This is a genomic window from Streptomyces sp. NPDC101152 (genome assembly GCF_044768275.1).
Taxonomy (GTDB): domain Bacteria; phylum Actinomycetota; class Actinomycetes; order Streptomycetales; family Streptomycetaceae; genus Streptomyces.
Genome location: NZ_JBIWPO010000014.1, coordinates 23,222 through 37,173, shown reverse-complemented (window position 1 = coordinate 37,173; position 13,952 = coordinate 23,222). Strand labels below are relative to the sequence as shown.

Sequence of the window (13,952 nt, the reverse complement as noted above, 5' to 3'; positions counted from 1 at the left end):
CACAGGCCGGTCACGTGACCCGGGGGCCTGGGGGGCACCCCCAGAAGACACAGCACCATCGACAAGGCCTGGGCCCGGGTGATCGCGGGCTACGGCCTGGCGGCGGTGGTCTACCTCTTCATCGGCCACGCGGTCGCCGGCCGCATGCAGCGCCACTAGCACCTACGCCGGGCGGCCGTACGTCCAGCGGCTGAGAGCCCGGGGTCTCGGCTCTCAGTCGCAGCAGTCCGCCTCCAGGCCCCTCGGAAGGTGTTCGCCGCCGAACACCGCGCAGGTGGCCTCGTGGCCGCCGAGGGCGGCGACGGCCAGGAGCAGGGAACCGGCCGTCCACGTGGTCAGCTCCTGGGGCCAGACGGCCTCGTCCTCGTAGACGTAACCGGTCCAGTACAGGCCGCTGTCCGCGTCCCGCAGGTGCTGGATGGACTGGAGGAGGTCCAGCGCGCGGTCGGACTCGCCCATCGCCCAGAGGGTGAGGGCGAGTTCGGCCGACTCGCCGCCGGTGACCCACGGGTTGGGGACGACGCAGCGCACGCCGAGGCCGGGCACCACGAAGCGCTCCCAGCCTTCCTCCACACGGGACTTGGCCTCGCTGCCGGTCAACGCGCCGCCCAGCACGGGGTAGTACCAGTCCATGGAGTAGCGGTCCTTGTCGAGGAACCGCTCCGGGTGCCGGCGGATCGCGTGGCGCAGCGCGCCGACCGCCAACTCCCAGTCCGGCTGCGGCTCTTCGCGCTGGTCGGCGATGGCGAGCGCGCACCGCAGGGCGTGGTGGATCGAGGACGAGCCGGTCAGCAGCGCGTCCGGGGTGACCGTACCGTCGTCCTCGCCCTTCCAGCCGATCTGCCCCCCGGGCTGCTGGAGCCGCAGCACGTACTCGATCGCCGCGTAGACGGCCGGCCACATGCGGTCCAGGAACGTGTCGTCGCCGGTGGACAGGTAGTGGTGCCACACGCCGACGGCTATGTAGGCGACGAAGTTGGTCTCGCGCCCGCGGTCGGTGACGTCGGCGAAGTCGCCGTCGGCGTAGGCCGCGTACCAGGAGCCGTCCTCGTTCTGGTGCCGGGCGAGCCACGCGTAGGCCCGCTCGGCGGCCTCGTGCTCGCCGGCCGCGTCCAGCGCCATCGCGGCCTCGGTGTGGTCCCACGGGTCCAGGTGGTGGCCGCGGAACCACGGGATCGCGCCGTCCTCCCGCTGCACGGCGAGGATGCCTGCGACGGTCGCGGCGGCCTGCTCGGCGGTGAGGACCCCGGGCAGGACGAGGTGTTCTGTCCGGGGAGTGGTCACCGGGCGTCCACCGCCGGCAGGTGCGGCTTGGTCGCGTACGCCACGAAGCTCTTGCCGATCAGCGGGTTCAGCGCCTGCTCGGCGACCCGTGTCGCGAAGGGCCTCTTCATGATGTCCCAGACCAGCAGCTTGTGGTACGCCTGCACCGGCAGCGCCTTGTCGTTGTCGACGCCGAAGGCGCACTTGAGCCACCAGTAGGGGCTGTGCAGCGCGTGCGCGTGGTGGGTGCCGTACGGCTGGAGCCCGGCCTCCCGCATCTTGGCCAGCAGTTCGTCCGCCTTGTAGATGCGGATGTGGCCGCCCTCGACCTCGTGGTAGGCGTCGGACAGGGCCCAGCACACCTTCTCGGGGCCGTAGCGCGGGACGGTGACGGCGATCCGGCCGCCCGGCTTCAACACCCGCACCATCTCGGCGAGTACACCCTTGTCGTCCGGGATGTGCTCCATGACCTCGGAGATGATGACGACGTCGAAGGACTCGTCGGGGAAGGGCAGCGCGAGGGCGTCGCCCTCCATGGCGGTGGCGGTGGCCCCGGCGGGCGCCTCCCCGGCCTCCTCCATCGCCGCGAACCACTTCGCGACCTCGCGGATCTCCTCGCCGTTCTGGTCGAGCGCCACGACCTGGGCACCGCGCCGGTAGCACTCGAACGCGTGCCGGCCGGCTCCGCATCCGAGGTCCAGGACACGGTCGCCCGGGGCGAGCGGGAACCGGGAGAAGTCGACGGTCAGCACGTGGCCCTGCTTTCGGTGTCTGCGTGGGGTTCGACGGGGGTGGCCGCCGTGAGAGACGGAACGGCTGCGACTGGTGGTACGGACGCTCCTGCCGCCCGCGAGGGTTGAGCGGCGCCCTGGCCGCCGATCGCCTCGCGGTAGCGGGCCACCGTGCCCTCGGCGGCCCGCGCCCAGGTGAACCTCGCCAGGACCCGCTCCCGCCCGGCGCGGCCGAGCCGCTCGCGCAGCCCGGCGTCGGACAGGAGCCGGCCCAGACCGGCCGCCAGCGCCCCCGGGTCACCCGGCGGCACGGCGAGGCACGTCTCGCCGTCGCGGCCGGCGACCTCCGGGATCGCGCCGCCGGTCGTGGCGAGCAGCGGCGTGCCCGTCGCCATCGCCTCGGCGGCCGGCAGCGAGAAGCCCTCGTACAGGGACGGCACGCACGCGACCTCGGCCGACCGGACCAGGTCGACCAGTTCGGCGTCCGAGATCCCCTTGACGAAGTCGACGGAACCTTCCAGGCCGTAGCGCTCGATCGCCTGTGCCACGGGTCCCCCGGCGGGCCGCTTGCCGACCACGACGAGGTGGGCGGCGGGATGCTCGGTGCGGACCTTGGCGAGCGCCTCCACGAGGAAGACGAGCCCCTTGAGCGGCACGTCCGCGCTGGACGTCGTCACGATCCGGCCGGGCACGACGGGCACGGACGGGTCCGGCGAGAACAGGTCGGTGTCGGCGCCGATGTGGACGACGTGGATCCGGTCGTCCCGTACGCCGAGATGGTCGACGATCTCCTGGCGGGAGGTGCCGGAGACGGTGAGCACCGAGGGCAGCCGCCGCGCGACCCGCTTCTGCATACGGGTGAAGGCGTACCAGCGCCGCTTGGACAGGCGCTGCTGCCAGTTCTGGGCGGCGTCCAGCTCCAACTGCCGGTCGACGGTGATGGGGTGGTGGACGGTCGTCACCAGCGGGGCGCCCAGGTCCCCCAACAGCCCGTATCCGAGCGTCTGGTTGTCGTGCACGACGTCGAACTCGCCGCGTCGGGCGCGGAGATGGCGGCGGGCGCGGAGGGAGAAGGTCAGCGGCTCGGGGAACCCTCCGGTCCACATGGTCGCGACCTCGAGGGCGTCGATCCAGTCGCGGTACTCGTCGCGGGCGGGGGTGCGGAAGGGGTCGGGCGAGCGGTAGAGGTCGAGGCTGGGCAGCTCGGTGAGGCTGAGGGAGCCGGCGTACTCGGCGTCCTCGTCGAGGACCGGGTAGGGCTGGGAGCCGATGACCTCGACGCGGTGGCCCAGGCGGGCCAGCTCGCGCGAGAGGTGCCGTACGTAGACACCCTGTCCGCCGCAGAACGGGTTCCCTTTATAGGTCAGGAGCGCGATGTGGAGCGGTCGCTCGCCGTCGGCGGCCAGGTCCCCCTGGGGACCAGCCTGACTGGCCTCAGCGGTCACTCTGGGCCCCCTTCTGCATGCTCTGTCCCGCGAGATTACGCCGGGACGCTAATCTAGAACAAGTTTCAGACTTGATCGTCCAGGAGGCTCTGAATCTACCGGCAGGTAGGGACACTGTGAGCAGTGGATCAGGTGATTCGCGCCACGGCGGACACCCTGCCATGCTCGGTGTGATCACCAGCCCTCACCGAGTGTCACGGAACGGGACCCATGCCTGTGGAAGCCAAGCTCGAAGCCACCGGGCGCCCAGCCTCCCCGCCCCTCACGGAGCGCCAGGAGGCCCGCCGTCGCCGCATCCTGCACGCGAGCGCGCAGCTGGCCAGCCGGGGCGGTTTCGACGCGGTGCAGATGCGGGAGGTCGCCGAGTCCTCCCAGGTGGCCCTCGGCACGCTGTACCGCTACTTCCCGTCCAAGGTGCACCTGTTGGTCGCCACGATGCAGGACCAGCTGGAGCACATGCACGGCACCCTGCGCAAGAAACCGCCGCAGGGCGAGTCGGCGGCCGAGCGGGTCGCGGAGACGCTGATGCGGGCCTTCCGCGCCCTGCAGCGCGAGCCGCACCTCGCCGACGCCATGGTCCGCGCCCTCACCTTCGCCGACCGCAGCGTCAGCCCCGAGGTGGACCAGGTCTCCCGCCAGACGACGGTGATCATCCTGGACGCGATGGGCCAGGAGAACCCGACCCCCGAGCAGCTCTCCGCGGTCCGCGTCATCGAGCACACCTGGCACTCGGCACTGATCACCTGGCTCTCGGGCCGCGCCTCGATCGCCCAGGTGAAGATCGACATCGAGACGGTGTGCCGCCTGATCGACCTCACGAGCCCCAAGGACACCTGAGTCGCGCGGAAGCGGCTCGGACACATGAAGGACCTACGAGACGGGTTCCCTTCGCCGGCATTGCCCGGATCAGGTGCTGGGGGTCGCCTTCCGGCCTGACCACTGCCGTCCGGCCTCTCAGTCCGACCGTCGCCGTCGGCCCCAGCGGATGCCTTCGCGTCACGCCGAAGTCGGCACCTCCGGTCGAACTCCCTCACTCGTCCCGTAGGCCGTTACCAGAATAGAACACACAAAGCAAGACGGAACACCCCGAACCGGAGATTTTTTCCCTTTACGCCTCTTACCCCCCTTGCTCCCAGGGTCACTCCTCGGGCGGGAACACCGGCTCACCGCTGCCCAGCAGGGTGATCACGATCGCCTCCACGGGACAGTTCTCGGCGGCGTCCAGGATGCGCTCGTTGGCATCCGTCTCCGGCTCGACGGGGTGGGACTGCATGGCCGAGTCGAGCCGGAAGGCGCCCGTCGCGCGGTGGACGCACTGGGCCGAGCCGATACAGACGGAGCGGTCGACCTCGACATGCCAGCGGTCGCCCATGCCGTTCAGTTCTCCCAGCCGGCCGGCAGATGGATCATCTTGTGTTCGAGGTACTCGCCGAAGCCCTCGGGCCCGAACTCCCGCCCCAGACCGGAGTTCTTGTAGCCGCCGAAGGGGCCCAGCATGTCGAGACTGAAGGTGTTCACGGAGTACGTGCCCGTACGGACCGCCTTCGCGACCTCGATGCCGTGTCCCACGTCCGCCGTCCACACGCTGCCGCTCAGCCCGTAGTCCGAGTCGTTGGCGATCTTCACGGCCTCGGTCTCGTCGCCGTAGGGCAGCAGGCAGATCACCGGCCCGAAGATCTCCTCCCGCGCGATCCGCATGGAGTTGTCGACGTCGCCGAACAGCGTCGGCTCCACGTACCAGCCCTTGTCGAGGCCGGGGGGACGGCCACCGCCGGTGAGGATCTTCGCGCCCTCCTCCTGACCGATGCGGATGTAGTCGAGGTTGCGCTGCTGCTGCCGCTTGGCCACCAGGGGGCCGACCTGGGTCGCCGCGTCCAGCGGGTCACCGACCACCAGCGCGCTCGCCGCCGCCGCGAAGGCCTCCGCGAACTCGTCGTAGCGCGAGCGCGGAAGCAGGATGCGGGTCTGGGCCACGCAGGCCTGCCCGTTGTTCATCCAGGCCGCCGGGACGACACCGGCGACGGTGGTCGCCACGTCGGCATCCGGCAGCACGACCGCCGCCGACTTGCCGCCCAACTCCAGTGTCACGCGCGTGAGATTGCGGGACGCCACCTCCATCACCCGCTTGCCCGCCGCCACCGATCCGGTGAAGGCGACCTTGTCGATCCCCGGGTGCCCGACCAGATACTCGCTGACCTCACGGTCCGCCGGCAGAATCGACAGCACGCCCTCCGGCAGCCCCGCCTCGCGCGTGATGTCGGCCAGGATGTACGCGTCCAGCGGCGACTCCGGCGACGGCTTGAGGACCACCGTGCAGCCCGTCAGCAGCGCGGGCGCGAGTTTGGCGGCGGCCACGAACTGCGGGACGTTCCACGGCACCACGGCGGCCACGACCCCGACCGGCTCCCGCCGCACGAGGATCTTCCCCAGCACGCCGTCGCGCTTCTCCTCGTACGTGAAGTTCCGCGCGACCGTGATCGCCGCGTCCCAGACCATCATCGCGCCGAGCGCCTGCGCGAGGACGCTCCAGGAGTACGGCGACCCGTTCTCGGACGAGATCACGCGGGCGATCTCCTCGTGCCGGACGGCGATCGCGTCCTTGATCCGGGTGACGACCTCGATCCGCTCGTCCAACGACATCCGCGGCCAGGGCCCCTCGTCGAAGGCCCGGCGCGCGACCGCCACGGCCCGGTCCACATCCTCCCGCGAGGCGTGCGGCACCCGCCCGATGACCTCCTCGGTGTGCGGCGAGATCACCTCGATGACGTCCCTGCCCAGGGGGTCGGTCAGTTCCCCGCCGATGAACAGCTGTCCGTGTTCCACGAGCTCGGCCATCGCCCCTGCCCTCGTTTCTGACGGTGTTTCAGGAACTGATACCAGTTCTAGTTAAACTAGGCCAGAGCTAGAGCGAGATGGGCCCCCACCAGCAGGTTCACTGCCGGTGGGGGGTGGCGTCATGCCGCTTGGGCCGTCTGTGGGCCGTCATCGCCTTCACCGGCGGCCCTGAACACCCCGTCGACGGCCCGCCGGGTGCGGGTCTCGCTGCTCGGCATGAGGTGCGTGTAGACCCGCAGGGTGAACCCCGGGTCACTGTGCCCGAGACAGCGGCTCAGTGCCTTGATGTTCTCCCCCGCATCGAGCAGAACGGATGCATAGAAGTGCCTGAGGGCGTGCATGCCATCCTCGCGTGCTTCTGCGATCCGCTCCCCCGGTTGGGGCGCGCAGAGCCCTTCTCCGCGACAACCGCCTCTTCACAACCACGCCGCCACCAGCGGGTGCAGCCTCAGCAGCCTGACCCGGCCGAGACGACCAGGTCTGGCCACCTACCTGCCGTCAGTGCTCAAGGCCGTGCTTGTGGAGTGCCGCACTCGCCCGGAAGCGAATGCGCCCGCAGCGATCGTGCTCTTCGTCGGACGCGTCCGGAGAACAGCAGCAATGACCGCCGACCTCGCGGAGTTCTTCTCCAGGCCTGACCGCACGGCTGCGGCCGGCCACCCCGAACTGCGGGGTGGCCGGCCGCAGACATGTCCAGCTCTGCCCACTGGCCCGTCAGGCTGCCCAGCAGGGCGGCCCTGCAGCTTCGGCTTGCGGTGTTCAGGCCGCGCGGGCTGCCCCGGAGCAGGCCGCACCCTCAAGGCGGCCCGCTCCGGTAGCGTGATGAGTTGGACAGAGAATTGTCAGATGGAATCGTCCTCGGCCCAGAAGCTCTGGTATCCGGCGTCCTGAGAGGAGCCGTTGCAGGCGAAACCGCGGGTGCCGCCGCCGGAGGAGATGTCCACGCACATGCTGCTGGGGTCCTCGTTTGTGGCGCTCTTGAGGACCTGGGATCCGTTGAAGGCGCTGCGGTTGATCATCGCCCATCCCTGCCAGCCGCCAGTGAAGCTGGGACCGTTGCATACGTAGGTACGCAGTTGGTACGCGTGTGAGTAGTCCAGGCAGCGACCTGTGTTCACATTTCTCAGCTGGGCCCAGCCGTTGCTGAGGGCGGTAACCTTCCACTGCTGGTAGTTCTGCCCATTGCAGGTGAAGTTGCGCAGGTAGCCGGAGGGACTGGAGCCGGAGTCGTCCAGGCAGGTACTGGAGTGATAGTAGTCCGGGCTCATGCTGATGAAGCGGTAGACGTGTCCGTACGTCCAGTTGGAGGCGTTAACCTCCGCGGTTGCGGTTCCGGTGTTCGCGACCGCGAACCCGAGCGCCATGGCGAGCGCCGCAGCGGCAGATCCAAGGGCGCGGAGCCTCATACGGCCACGAACCGGAGCGGTGGATATGGAACCCGACGTAGATACCGTCACGGCGAACCCCCTGTTGTCGAAGCTGCTGTCCCGAAGCGGGACCTCAGCTGCCGGCCTGTCGGTGAACATCAGGATCGAGGCTAAGGACTACCGTCCTAGATCCGTCCTAGATCCGTCCTAGCCAGTGACGACGTGCGCCAAGCGCACGGCCGACCGCCGGGCCGTCCTGGGCCGTCTGACAGCAGCCCACGACACCCGACAACGACCAACAACGACCGCCGCGCTGCTGGTCAGAGCCTCCCCACGGACAGCTTCCGCACGTCCATCTGATCTGAAACCAGTTCTAGTTATAGTGGGCAAGGGCCGTGGAGCGGAGGGCAGATGACGAAGACGTTCGATCATGCCGGGGGTGTGCGGTCGGTCCGGGTTCCCATCCCGGACAATCCCCTCGGTCACACGCTGGTCTACGTCGTCGACACCGACCGGGGCCCGGTACTGGTCGACACCGGATGGGACGATCCCGGCTCGTGGGAAACCCTCGTCGAGGGGCTGGCCGACATCGGCACGTCGATCGCCGAGATCCACGGTGTCGTGATCACCCACCACCACCCCGACCACCACGGCCTGTCGGGCAAGGTGCGGGAGGCGTCCGGCGCCTGGATCGCGATGCACGCGGCCGACACGGCGATCGTACGGCGGACCCGGGAGACGCAACCCGGGCGCTGGTTCACGTACATGGCCGCCAAGCTGACGGCGGCCGGGGCGCCCGAGGAGCATGTGGCGCCGCTGCGTACGGCCGGTCCCCGCACGACCCTGCCGGGTTTCTCGCCCGCCCTGCCCGACCGCGAGATCGTGCCCGGCGAGCTGCTCGACCTGCCCGGGCGGCGGCTGCGGGCCATCTGGACGCCGGGGCACACGCCGGGGCATGTGTGCCTGCACCTGGAGGAGGAACACCCCGCTCAACTCCCGGGCACGGGACGGCTGTTCTCCGGCGATCACCTCCTCCCCGAGATCACCCCGCACATCGGCCTGTACGAGGATCCCGACGACACCACGGTCACCGACCCGCTCGGCGACTACCTCGACTCCCTCGAGCGCGTCGGACGGCTCGCCCCCGCCGAGGTACTCCCCGCCCACCAGCACGCGTTCACCGACGCGGCCGCCCGGGTGCGGGAGTTGCTCGACCACCACGAGGAACGGCTCACCGACCTGCGCTCCCTCCTCGTCGAACCCCTCACGCCCTGGCAGCTCGCCGAGCGCATGGAGTGGAACCGGCCCTGGGACCAGATCCCCTACGGGTCGAGGAACATCGCGGTCTCGGAGGCGGAGGCGCACCTGCGGCGGCTGGTGAAGCTGGGGCGGGCGGAGGCGGTGGCGGGGAGCGATCCGGTGACGTACGTGGCCGTGTGATGCGGTGACGTGCGTGGATGTGTGGTCCGGTGACGTGCGTGGATGTGTTATCCGGTCGCGTCCCGTCAGCGCGCGCTGGTACCAACATCCCCATGGACCCCTTGGAGCGACTTCTCGCCGAACGTGCCTGCGAGCGCCTGATACTCGACATCGTGCACCGTCTCGACCTCGGTGACCCCGCCTCCGTCGCCGGGTTGTTCACCGAGGACGGGGTGTGGGAGTGGCCGCCGCCAGGTGACGGGCGGCGTTCTGAGGGGCGGGAGGCGTTGCGGGCGTACTTCGGTGCGCGGCCCCCGGACAAGCTCTCGCGTCGGGTGATGTCCAACGTCCGGGTCACGGTGACGTCGGCGGACACGGCCGAAGCGACGTCGTACTTCACGACGTACCGGATCGAGGGCTGGGACGGCGGCATGGTGCCGGCCGGGCCCCCGGTCCAGGTCGGCCACTACGAGGACACATTCCGCCGGGTCGACGGACGGTGGCTGCTCGCCTCCCGGACGCTGCGGCTGCCGTTCGGTGGGCCCACCCCACGGCAGGAGCACATCGCCCGGCGCTGAACCCCGGGACCCCGGGCACGTGGTGGGACGTCAGCTGTCCGGTCGCGCGCCGAGTGAGCGGATCAACTCCTCGGCCGCACCGAGGAGTTTAATCTCCCGACGGCTCATGACGGGCTGGGCGGCCCGTCGGCGCCGGGCCTCCGTCAGGCCTGCCTCGGTGAGGTCGGAGGGGTCGGCGAGCAGGGCCGTCAGCATCGCGCGGGCGGGACCGGCGATCGGTTCGTCGCCGACGGCGGCCTGGGCGAGGATGATCGCGGACATGCCCCAGTCGAGGCCGGGATGCCCTTCCTCCGCGTTGCTCCAGTCGATGACGTGCGGGCCGTCCGGCGTGAGCATCACGTTGTCCGGATGCAGGTCGAGGTGCAGAACGCGACCACGGGTCCCCCGGCCCGGCACGGAGTGCAACCGTCGCAGCAACCTCGCGAGGACGCGCCCCGCCTCCTCCACATCCATGGCCCCCGCCCGGCACGCCGCCAGCATCGTCGGCCCCGCCAGCCGCTCCATCACCAGCTCGGTGCGCGTCGAGTCGGCGAGCCGTACCCGGGGAGCGGGATATCCGTGCCGGCGCACGTGCTCCATGAGGGCCCCCTCGGCATGGGCGTCCCCCCACCCCTCCCGGTTACGGCGCACCACCCACGCCGCGTCGATCTCGTACACGTCGCAGACCCGCCCCGACCCGAGCAGCCTGCCGCCGCTCCCCGTGATCCCCATGGGCCGGAACCTACCTCCACGGGGTCCTTTTTCGAGACCGCGGTCACATCCGAGGGCGGTTGAGCGGTGAACCGCCCCACATGACCCACATCACCCCCGAACCACCTTAGTAGTGCATTTCGGACGCCGTGTCCATGCCAAAATGCCCCCTGACCTGCGGCTAGAGAGCCAGGCCACAGGAGCCACGCGCCCCCCAGATGCGACCACAACTAGTAAAAGGGGTCATTGCAGACACCTTCCGAGCCTGTTTCTCTGGACGACGTCGCACGGCGCCGACAAGCCTCCGGGCCTCGGCGCCGACGCATGACCGCGACTTTCCTGTCCCCGAAGAAAAGGTTCCCCGTGATCGTCTCCCGCATCGCCCGCCGCGTCTCGTCCCCGAAGAAGGCCCTCGCCGGCGCCGCCGTGGCCGCCGCCACCGCCGGCATGGTGCTGACCGCCGTGCCCGCGCACGCCGCGACCGCCGACTCCGTCACCGCGGCCCAGTCGATCGCGCACAAGATGATCCCGAACGCCGCGGACTACAACGCCTTCAGCAACATCGTCTCCCGCGAGAGCGGCTGGAACGTCACCGCCACCAACGCCTCCTCCGGCGCCTACGGCCTGGTCCAGGCCCTGCCGGGCTCGAAGATGGCCTCCGCCGGCGCGGACTGGAAGACCAACGCCCAGACCCAGATCAAGTGGGGCCTGCAGTACATGAACTCCCGCTACGGCAGCCCCAGCGCCGCCTGGGCCTTCTGGCAGGCTCACGGCTGGTACTGATCCGCCACGCCGTCGAAGTACCGCACGACCTGGGGCGCCGACACCGCGAACGACCCGAAGTGGTCCACGGCCCCCTGATCGACGACCCGCACCCTCGCACCCTGACCTGCGAGGGTGCGGGCGCATGTGCGGGCGTTGCCGATGGGCACGTCGGTGTCCGCGCCGCCGGCGTACAGCCGCACCGGGACGGCCGGTTTCCAGGCGCAGGTGTCATCGGCGGCGCGCATCGCGCCGAGCAGGGCGCCGGCGGGGTGCCGGAGGCGCTCGTAGCCGGCCGGCGTGAGCAGCTGCTTCACCGTGGGGGCCAGCTGCCCGAGCACGTCGTCCTCTTCGTGCTCCCCGTCGAAGAGGGACTCGACACGGTCTGCGTACGGCTCCCGGAAGACCTCGCGCGGGCTGCCGTAGAAGTGGTGCAGCCGGTTCTGGGCGACCAGCCAGTACGAGATGTACAGGACGCCGCTGGTGTCGTTGACCCGTCCGTCGAACAGGGCGGGCATCTCGGTGCCCTCCAGGTCGTACGGGCCGCTGATCGGCGCGAGCGCCTTCAGGCGGAAGTGCTGGTCGGCGCCCTGCGCCAGGGCCTTGCCCAGCGCCATCGCCACCTGGCCGCCCTGCGAGAAACCGGTCGCGTAGAGGTTGCCGGTCAGCGGGCGCCCGAGCCGGGCGGCGGCCGTACGGGCGGCGCGCAGCATGTCCAGTGAGACGGTGACCGCCGACCCGGTGTCCATGTACGGGTGCGGCCCCGGCCCCTCCCCGAGGCCCAGGTAGTCGGGCGCGGCGACCGCACGTCCGGCGCCGGCGTTCAGGTAGGACGGCACCCGGTTCAGGTCCTCGCTCGCCGAGGGCGCGTCGGTGCGCTTGACCATGGTGCCGTGCGTGTCGGAGACGAGGCCGAGGCGGTGCGCCCCACCCGTGGGGAGCGTGAGCAGCCCGGTCGCGGTGGTCGGTTTCCCGTACGGGTCCGCCGTCCGGTACGTCAGCCGGTACGCCCGCACGCCGTACCGCACCGGGCCGGCGTCGATGCCCCGCTCCTCCATGTACCGCCGCACCTGCCCGGCATCATGCTCGGCAACCGGCGCAACCGCGACCACCTCACCCCGCCACCCCTGCTGCTGCTCCCCGGCAACCGCCACCGGGGCGCCGGCGATCCCGGCAAGCACCGGTACCGCCACACCGGCGATCCCACGCCGGGCACGCCAACTGGCCCTGGTCTCCTGCGTTTTACCCGTCTCATCACTCATGCCACCGACGCTACGGACGCCCGCGTCGCGTCGACATCCGAAAGGCCCCCGCGCTCATGGTGGACTTGGGTGCACCCCGCCCGTCCGGCCGACCGGAGCCTTCATGAGCGAGCAGAGCACCCCGACGCAGCCGCAGCCACAGCCGCATCCGGACGAGTACGAGGCGCGGGGAGTGCGGCTCGTTGCCGTTCTGTTGGGGCTGACCGTGGTCAGTGGGCTGATCGACGCCGTGAGTTATCTGGGGCTCGGGCATGTCTTCACCGCCAACATGACCGGGAACGTGGTCGTGCTCGGGTTCGCGGCCGCCGGTGCCCCCGGGTTCTCCGTGCCGCACACCGCCACCTCGCTGGCGTGCTTCCTCGTCGGCGCGGTGGCCGGCGGGCGGGTCGCCCGGTGGCGGGGGGAGGGTTCGCGCCGTACCTGGGCACGGCTCACGCTCGCCGCCGAGGCCGTGCTGGTCAGCGCCTCCTCCATGGTCGCCTTCGCCGCCCCGCACGCCACCGTCACCGTCTACGCGGTGATCGCCCTGACGGCGTTCGCGATGGGCCTGCGCAACGCCACCGTCCGCAAGCTGGGCATCGCCGACCTGACGACGACCGTCCTGACCATGACCCTCACCGGCCTCGCCTCCGAATCCCGCGCGGGCGGTGGCACCGGCCGGCGCTCCCCGCGCAGGAGCGCCTCCGTGGTCGCGATGGCGGCGGGCGCCTGCCTCGGGGCGTGGCTGGTGCTGCACCACGGTCTGGGCATCCCGCTGCTGGTCGCGGCCCTCGCCTCGGGACTGCTGGCGGTGGTGACGTCGGGCAAGGAGTAGGGGTCAGCTCAACGGGGATCCGGTGGTCCGGCCGGCCGTCCTTGGCGAAGATGAGACACCGGCAGCCGACAGAACTCATCGACCGCCTCCGCCGCATCCTGGGGCTCCTCGCGGCCCGGGGCATCGACACCACACACGCCCGCCCGGCCTGTTACAGCGGCGTCGGCTTCACCGCCGACCTCCGGGCTGCGGCCGAGCGGGGAGAAGTGGTTCTCGTCGATCTCGATCGCCTGTACCGCGGGGAGTGAACCAGCGGCTCAGCGGCCCACGAGGCTGAGCCGCGCCGTGTGCAGACCCGTTTCCGCCGGGTGGCGGGTGCGGTTGCCCAGCGTGTCGCCGGTCATCTCTCGTGGTGGGCCGAGCTCGAAGCCCAGGGCGTGCAGGAAGCCCAGTCCCGGCTTCCAGTCCGAGGGGCAGGTCGCCGTCACCGTTCGTATGCCCCGGCCGGCCGCCTCCTCGGTCAGCCGTCGCGCAACCGCCGTGCCGAGTCCGGTACGGCGGGCCTTCGGGGCGATGAGGAACAGGCCGACCGACAATCTCTCGGCGTCCGGGTGCCGGTCCACGAGGTCGGCCAGGCCCACGACCTCCTCGCCCCGGCACAGCACCAGCAGCCGCTTCTGGTCGAGGTCGGCGCCCTCGGGGAGCGCGTAGTACAGGCTCTGTACGTCCGCCGGGAGCGCCGGCGCACCGGTCGCGGCGACGAAGTAGTCCTCGCAGGACGCGAACAGCCGGGCGACGCCCGCCTCGTCCTCGGGCCGCAGTTCCCTTACCTCGATGTCCTCCATG

The 13,952-nt window shown here is 70.7% G+C and carries 16 protein-coding genes; 6 read left to right on the top strand and 10 right to left on the bottom strand.

Annotated features, from left to right (window positions below; all coding sequences use genetic code 11):
* Positions 1 to 213: 213 nt before the first annotated feature.
* The 3 genes from ACIRVK_RS20125 to ACIRVK_RS20115 are packed head-to-tail and all read right to left on the bottom strand — an operon-like array spanning position 214 to position 3,439.
* Complete coding sequence (locus ACIRVK_RS20125; protein ID WP_404248823.1) at positions 214 to 1,284, bottom strand: prenyltransferase/squalene oxidase repeat-containing protein; 1,071 nt, start codon at positions 1,282 to 1,284, stop codon at positions 214 to 216.
* Positions 1,281 to 2,015 (bottom strand): class I SAM-dependent methyltransferase, encoded by a 735-nt coding sequence (locus ACIRVK_RS20120; RefSeq protein WP_404248819.1) that lies wholly within the window; start codon positions 2,013 to 2,015, stop codon positions 1,281 to 1,283. Before ACIRVK_RS20120 ends, ACIRVK_RS20125 begins: the two co-directional genes overlap by 4 nt.
* Positions 2,009 to 3,439, bottom strand: coding sequence for a glycosyltransferase family 4 protein (locus ACIRVK_RS20115; RefSeq protein ID WP_404248817.1), 1,431 nt, complete (start codon positions 3,437 to 3,439; stop codon positions 2,009 to 2,011). The genes ACIRVK_RS20120 and ACIRVK_RS20115 overlap by 7 nt, the downstream gene beginning before the upstream one ends.
* A 210-nt stretch (positions 3,440 to 3,649) precedes the next feature.
* Here ACIRVK_RS20115 and ACIRVK_RS20110 point away from each other — a divergent pair, with 210 nt between their 5' ends.
* Positions 3,650 to 4,276: a TetR family transcriptional regulator gene (locus tag ACIRVK_RS20110; RefSeq protein WP_404248815.1), complete on the top strand. Its 627-nt coding sequence runs from the start codon at positions 3,650 to 3,652 to the stop codon at positions 4,274 to 4,276.
* 301 nt (positions 4,277 to 4,577) lie between these two features.
* On the opposite strand, the gene ACIRVK_RS20105 is transcribed toward ACIRVK_RS20110, so the two are convergent.
* From ACIRVK_RS20105 to ACIRVK_RS20090, 4 genes are all read right to left on the bottom strand, one after another.
* Positions 4,578 to 4,811 (bottom strand): ferredoxin, encoded by a 234-nt coding sequence (locus tag ACIRVK_RS20105; RefSeq protein WP_030932035.1) that lies wholly within the window; start codon positions 4,809 to 4,811, stop codon positions 4,578 to 4,580.
* A 5-nt stretch (positions 4,812 to 4,816) separates the two neighbouring features.
* Entirely contained in the window at positions 4,817 to 6,274 is a 1,458-nt protein-coding gene (locus tag ACIRVK_RS20100) for an aldehyde dehydrogenase (RefSeq protein ID WP_404248814.1), read from the bottom strand.
* Positions 6,275 to 6,393: 119 nt separating this feature from the next.
* Positions 6,394 to 6,615, bottom strand: a complete 222-nt coding sequence (locus ACIRVK_RS20095) for a tyrosine-type recombinase/integrase (RefSeq protein WP_404248812.1) — start codon at positions 6,613 to 6,615, stop codon at positions 6,394 to 6,396.
* Positions 6,616 to 7,116: 501 nt separating this feature from the next.
* On the bottom strand, positions 7,117 to 7,680 hold the full coding sequence (locus tag ACIRVK_RS20090; protein ID WP_404248810.1) for an RICIN domain-containing protein: 564 nt from the start codon (positions 7,678 to 7,680) through the stop codon (positions 7,117 to 7,119).
* Between the two features lie 372 nt (positions 7,681 to 8,052).
* Here ACIRVK_RS20090 and ACIRVK_RS20085 point away from each other — a divergent pair, with 372 nt between their 5' ends.
* Entirely contained in the window at positions 8,053 to 9,081 is a 1,029-nt protein-coding gene (locus ACIRVK_RS20085) for an MBL fold metallo-hydrolase (protein ID WP_404248808.1), read from the top strand.
* A 92-nt stretch (positions 9,082 to 9,173) separates the two neighbouring features.
* On the top strand, positions 9,174 to 9,638 hold the full coding sequence (locus ACIRVK_RS20080; protein WP_404248806.1) for a nuclear transport factor 2 family protein: 465 nt from the start codon (positions 9,174 to 9,176) through the stop codon (positions 9,636 to 9,638).
* A 30-nt stretch (positions 9,639 to 9,668) separates the two neighbouring features.
* Here the strand turns inward: ACIRVK_RS20080 and ACIRVK_RS20075 are convergent, their stop codons facing one another.
* Entirely contained in the window at positions 9,669 to 10,349 is a 681-nt protein-coding gene (locus tag ACIRVK_RS20075; RefSeq protein WP_404248804.1) for a phosphotransferase, read from the bottom strand.
* A gap of 342 nt (positions 10,350 to 10,691) precedes the next feature.
* On the opposite strand from ACIRVK_RS20075, the gene ACIRVK_RS20070 reads away from it, so the two are divergent.
* Positions 10,692 to 11,111, top strand: a complete 420-nt coding sequence (locus ACIRVK_RS20070) for a transglycosylase SLT domain-containing protein (RefSeq protein ID WP_404249052.1) — start codon at positions 10,692 to 10,694, stop codon at positions 11,109 to 11,111.
* Here the strand turns inward: ACIRVK_RS20070 and ACIRVK_RS20065 are convergent.
* Positions 11,096 to 12,352 carry an alpha/beta hydrolase gene (locus ACIRVK_RS20065; protein WP_404248802.1) on the bottom strand — a complete coding sequence of 419 codons (1,257 nt, stop codon included), beginning with the start codon at positions 12,350 to 12,352 and terminating at the stop codon, positions 11,096 to 11,098. The genes ACIRVK_RS20070 and ACIRVK_RS20065 overlap by 16 nt on opposite strands.
* 103 nt (positions 12,353 to 12,455) lie before the next feature.
* Here ACIRVK_RS20065 and ACIRVK_RS20060 point away from each other — a divergent pair, with 103 nt between their 5' ends.
* Both ACIRVK_RS20060 and ACIRVK_RS20055 read left to right on the top strand, forming a co-directional pair.
* Positions 12,456 to 13,166 carry a YoaK family protein gene (locus ACIRVK_RS20060; protein WP_404248800.1) on the top strand — a complete coding sequence of 237 codons (711 nt, stop codon included), beginning with the start codon at positions 12,456 to 12,458 and terminating at the stop codon, positions 13,164 to 13,166.
* 50 nt (positions 13,167 to 13,216) lie between these two features.
* Entirely contained in the window at positions 13,217 to 13,414 is a 198-nt protein-coding gene (locus tag ACIRVK_RS20055) for a hypothetical protein (RefSeq protein WP_404248798.1), read from the top strand.
* Between the two features lie 9 nt (positions 13,415 to 13,423).
* Here the strand turns inward: ACIRVK_RS20055 and ACIRVK_RS20050 are convergent, their stop codons facing one another.
* A complete protein-coding gene (locus tag ACIRVK_RS20050) occupies positions 13,424 to 13,951 on the bottom strand; it encodes a GNAT family N-acetyltransferase (RefSeq protein ID WP_404248796.1) in 528 nt (175 codons plus the stop codon).
* Position 13,952 lies beyond the last annotated feature (1 nt).

What these genes read in the sequence shown, in the direction of transcription:
- ACIRVK_RS20060 (WP_404248800.1), top strand. Translation starts at nt 12,456, where the DNA reads ATGAGCGAGCAGAGCACCCCGACGCAGCCGCAGCCACAGCCGCATCCG.
- ACIRVK_RS20055 (WP_404248798.1), top strand. Translation starts at nt 13,217, where the DNA reads ATGAGACACCGGCAGCCGACAGAACTCATCGACCGCCTCCGCCGCATC.
- ACIRVK_RS20100 (WP_404248814.1), bottom strand. Translation starts at nt 6,274, where the DNA reads ATGGCCGAGCTCGTGGAACACGGACAGCTGTTCATCGGCGGGGAACTG.
- ACIRVK_RS20080 (WP_404248806.1), top strand. Translation starts at nt 9,174, where the DNA reads ATGGACCCCTTGGAGCGACTTCTCGCCGAACGTGCCTGCGAGCGCCTG.
- ACIRVK_RS20085 (WP_404248808.1), top strand. Translation starts at nt 8,053, where the DNA reads ATGACGAAGACGTTCGATCATGCCGGGGGTGTGCGGTCGGTCCGGGTT.
- ACIRVK_RS20095 (WP_404248812.1), bottom strand. Translation starts at nt 6,615, where the DNA reads ATGCACGCCCTCAGGCACTTCTATGCATCCGTTCTGCTCGATGCGGGG.
- ACIRVK_RS20065 (WP_404248802.1), bottom strand. Translation starts at nt 12,352, where the DNA reads ATGAGTGATGAGACGGGTAAAACGCAGGAGACCAGGGCCAGTTGGCGT.
- ACIRVK_RS20105 (WP_030932035.1), bottom strand. Translation starts at nt 4,811, where the DNA reads ATGGGCGACCGCTGGCATGTCGAGGTCGACCGCTCCGTCTGTATCGGC.
- ACIRVK_RS20110 (WP_404248815.1), top strand. Translation starts at nt 3,650, where the DNA reads ATGCCTGTGGAAGCCAAGCTCGAAGCCACCGGGCGCCCAGCCTCCCCG.
- ACIRVK_RS20050 (WP_404248796.1), bottom strand. Translation starts at nt 13,951, where the DNA reads ATGGAGGACATCGAGGTAAGGGAACTGCGGCCCGAGGACGAGGCGGGC.
- ACIRVK_RS20090 (WP_404248810.1), bottom strand. Translation starts at nt 7,680, where the DNA reads ATGAGGCTCCGCGCCCTTGGATCTGCCGCTGCGGCGCTCGCCATGGCG.
- ACIRVK_RS20075 (WP_404248804.1), bottom strand. Translation starts at nt 10,349, where the DNA reads ATGGGGATCACGGGGAGCGGCGGCAGGCTGCTCGGGTCGGGGCGGGTC.